The sequence below is a fragment of the Methanosaeta sp. UBA356 genome (assembly GCF_002496465.1).
Taxonomy (GTDB): Archaea; Halobacteriota; Methanosarcinia; order Methanotrichales; family Methanotrichaceae; genus Methanothrix; species Methanothrix soehngenii.
On record NZ_DAKC01000080.1, the window covers coordinates 1 to 3,262 of the forward strand.

At 45.9% G+C, this 3,262-nt stretch carries 3 protein-coding genes; 2 read left to right on the top strand and 1 reads right to left on the bottom strand.

The window, feature by feature from the left end; translation table 11 throughout:
• Positions 1-786: hypothetical protein (locus tag BP727_RS06870; RefSeq protein WP_286858010.1), on the top strand; the 786-nt coding region annotated here is incomplete at its 5' end.
• Between the two features lie 456 nt (positions 787-1,242).
• Here BP727_RS06870 and BP727_RS06875 read toward each other — a convergent pair.
• Positions 1,243-2,124, bottom strand: a complete 882-nt coding sequence (locus tag BP727_RS06875) for a tetratricopeptide repeat protein (protein ID WP_013720754.1) — start codon at positions 2,122-2,124, stop codon at positions 1,243-1,245.
• Positions 2,125-2,716: 592 nt separating this feature from the next.
• Here BP727_RS06875 and BP727_RS06880 point away from each other — a divergent pair.
• Positions 2,717-3,256: an ATP-binding cassette domain-containing protein gene (locus BP727_RS06880; RefSeq protein ID WP_286858012.1), complete on the top strand. Its 540-nt coding sequence runs from the start codon at positions 2,717-2,719 to the stop codon at positions 3,254-3,256.
• The last annotated feature ends 6 nt before the right edge of the window (positions 3,257-3,262 follow it).

Here is a 3,262-nt window from a genome sequence, read left to right on the forward strand (position 1 = left end):
AAGGGAACTTGCGGTTTGAAATCCCTCCCATATGTCTATGTTCTGGGACAGATTGAAGCTCGTTTCCCTAATCGATCGATAGAAAAAGGGTACGTTCAGATCCTCGAAAGATCGAAGTCTGCTAATTTTGAGCATCAGCAGGCCTTCTACTCTGTTCTGTCGCAGCCCGAAAACAGGTATCTAGCACGAAAGCTTTCCTGGATTCTCACCAAGGAAGGAGTGCCGATTTACATTCTGCTACCCACAGGCCCTGAAGATCTCGATATCTTATTGGATGCCATCCGACCATCTGCATGCTCCCTGGATAGACAGGTGGTAGTAGGTCGTAAAGGCCCGGTAGCTCCTCCAGAGATGTGCGGGCAAGAAGTGCCCATGGTACTTGTTGATCATCTCTATTCCCTTGAATACAACAACTTCATGAAGTCTATCCATCCAGAACTGGTCGCCGATGAGAAATTCAAAGCTGCTGCGTTAGAACTGTTCCGAAGGATGATGCAGATAGCAGATAACACTGGATCCACAGAAAAACATCGGGCACTCAACTACCTAGCTGTACGCTATCTCGCCATATATTCTACGGCTGCAGAAAAGCTTGAAAATAGCTTTTCACTAACTTCGGCAGAAGCCATTCCCTCCAGATTAAGCGATAGTCGCAAGATAATATCAGTGGTATTCTCTTTCACTAACAGAGAGACTGGTATCATGGAGAAATATTTCGTTAGAGTGGACGTGACTGAGGAGTTTCCATTCATTGTCACCAAGATGGCGCCATACTACGACAGGTGAATAAATAAACGGAGGTGAAAAAGGAATGGCAAATTGCTGGTGTCGCCTAGCCGAAGGCAGTTGCGAAGGCTATGGAAATGGATTTAGCACAACAGGTGAAGCCTGTTGGTATGCTAGAACGCACGCATACTCCTATGGTGTGCCGTGCACCTTACCTTCCTGGCCTAGCGTCCGCCAGGAAGGATGTATCTAAATCGAAAGGAGGGAAATCCTCCTTTCATCATTTTTTGACTATCTCTGCTAATAATTTCAGCAATCGTTCATCACTAACATCAGAAAAATAAAAAAATTAGCTCTGATGCATAGTTAGTGATCCAGAAATAGGGTATGGTTTTCAGAATGTGCCTGTTGTTAACGATCTCATAAATATGTTCCGAGGAAGACATCATGAGAAGATCGGTATCCAGTTAAGCGAACTTCAGCGGCAGATCTAAATTTCAACCCATAATTGATTCACTACCGATGCATAAGCATCTTTGCCTCCGAGAAGGCTGCATTTGCTTCAGAATTTCGACCTAAAGCCTCCAGTGCAAGGCCTTTGCCTTCCCATGCATAAGAAGCTTCTTTTGGAGCTATTTCTATGACCTTATTGTAGGCCTTAATTGATTCCTCGTACTTGCCTATGGCCTTGAATATATCGCCCTTAGCAGTCCAAGCGCCGAGAGCGTAATCAGGTGAAGACATCTCAATAACCTTATCATAAGATTTTATCGCCTCTTCGTATCTGCCCATCTTTTCGAGAGTAATGCCTTTTCCCTGCCAAGCTATGATGTCCTCGGGGTTTTCCTGGATAGTGTTATCATAGATCTCCAGAGCTTTATTGAAGGCCTTGATAGCCTCCTCGTGCCTACCTGTTTTATTCAGAATATCGCCCTTCTCTACCCAAGCTCTAGCCATATGGGGATCCATTTGAAGAACTCTATTGTATGCATTGAGAGATTCGTTGTATCTGCCTAAGTGATATAACTCATCTGCCATTGTACCCCAAGCCTGAATGCTCTTGGGATCGATTTCAATGGCGGTCTCATAAGCTTCTATGGATTCATTATGCTGTTCCAAGCCGCTTAAAATAATGCCTTTCGAGAGCCAAACCATTATATCCTTTGGATTCAGTTCGATGGCTTTATCATATGCTTTAACGGCCTCTTCATAAGATCCTTTTCTCTCTAGCTCTTGGCCTTTTTTATACCAATCTTCAGCAATCATCTCCTGCGCCACAGCAGAAACGCAAAGGATGACCAGCGCAATCATGACAAGAGCAAATCTGGCTCTTACTGCGAATTTCGGCGGTTTATTGCCAGTTCCTCTCGCTCCCACTCGCCCAATTCTTTCTTTCATTTAAATGCCTCCGTTTTCAGTACACACCCGCAGGGCGACTGAAAAATCAATTACCCCAAGTGCAAAGCTCTCACTGCCCCGCACCCCACTCTGCCGATATATATCACGGCATTTGACGTTGTTATGCTCAACGTATATAAATCATACCAATATTACGCCTGAGTTCTGCCTAAAATGCCATATATATCACAGATTATGATTAACTGCGGTTAGGCAAGGGCTGATAGCACCATTAGAAGATCGGTACTCTTTGGAAGTTTTTACATTTTCATATAAAACCTCGCATATCGCGATGTAAAACCTGGACTAAATCAGACTTCAATTAACTGCCCGATTGAGAAATTAACGTCTATTTATCCTCCTTCTGTAAAAAGAATTTACGATTTGCACAAAATTTTGCCGACCGCCAAGGCCTCCCCGGAGTTCCCCTGCCGCACCTCCCTCCACACCCCTCAAGGACCTGAAGAATGCACACGCGAGGATAACGTAGTTGCATCAATGGATATGATCTGGTCGTCTTGTCGCAGAGGATCAATATCCAGTCCCTATGAGCATGTATAATCCGCAGACCTGACAGTTCATTTTGCAGAGCATGAGGTTTTCAGATCTCAGATGCGAGAAAAGCGTGCTCTTCCAGTATTATGCTCAGTATAATCTCAGCCTGGCCGAGAACATATGGCTGGGCAGTGCCGACCGGCCTCTGGACATGGGCAAGGTAGCCAAGGCCGCGAGGGATTCTGGCGTGGATAGGATTCTAAAGCGGCTTGAGGCTGGTTACGAGACTACCTTAGGAAAATGGTTCGATAACGGCACGGATCTGAGCATAGGAGAGTGGCAGAAGGTGGCTTTGGCCAGGGCGTTCATCCGGGATTCCCAGATTATAATTATGGACGAGCCCACCAGCTCCCTCGATCCCAAAGCCGAGGCGGAGGTGTTCGCCAAGTTCAGGGAGCTTGCAAAAGGAAAAACGGCCATCGTCATAGGCCACAGGTTGTCCACCGTCAGGATGGCGGATTGCATATATCTTCTGAATGATGGACATATCGCAGAGAAGGGCACTCATGAGGAGCTGTTGCCTTTGAAGGGTGAGTATGCGAAGCTCTTCGGGACACAGGCAATGAACTACAGATGATAACCC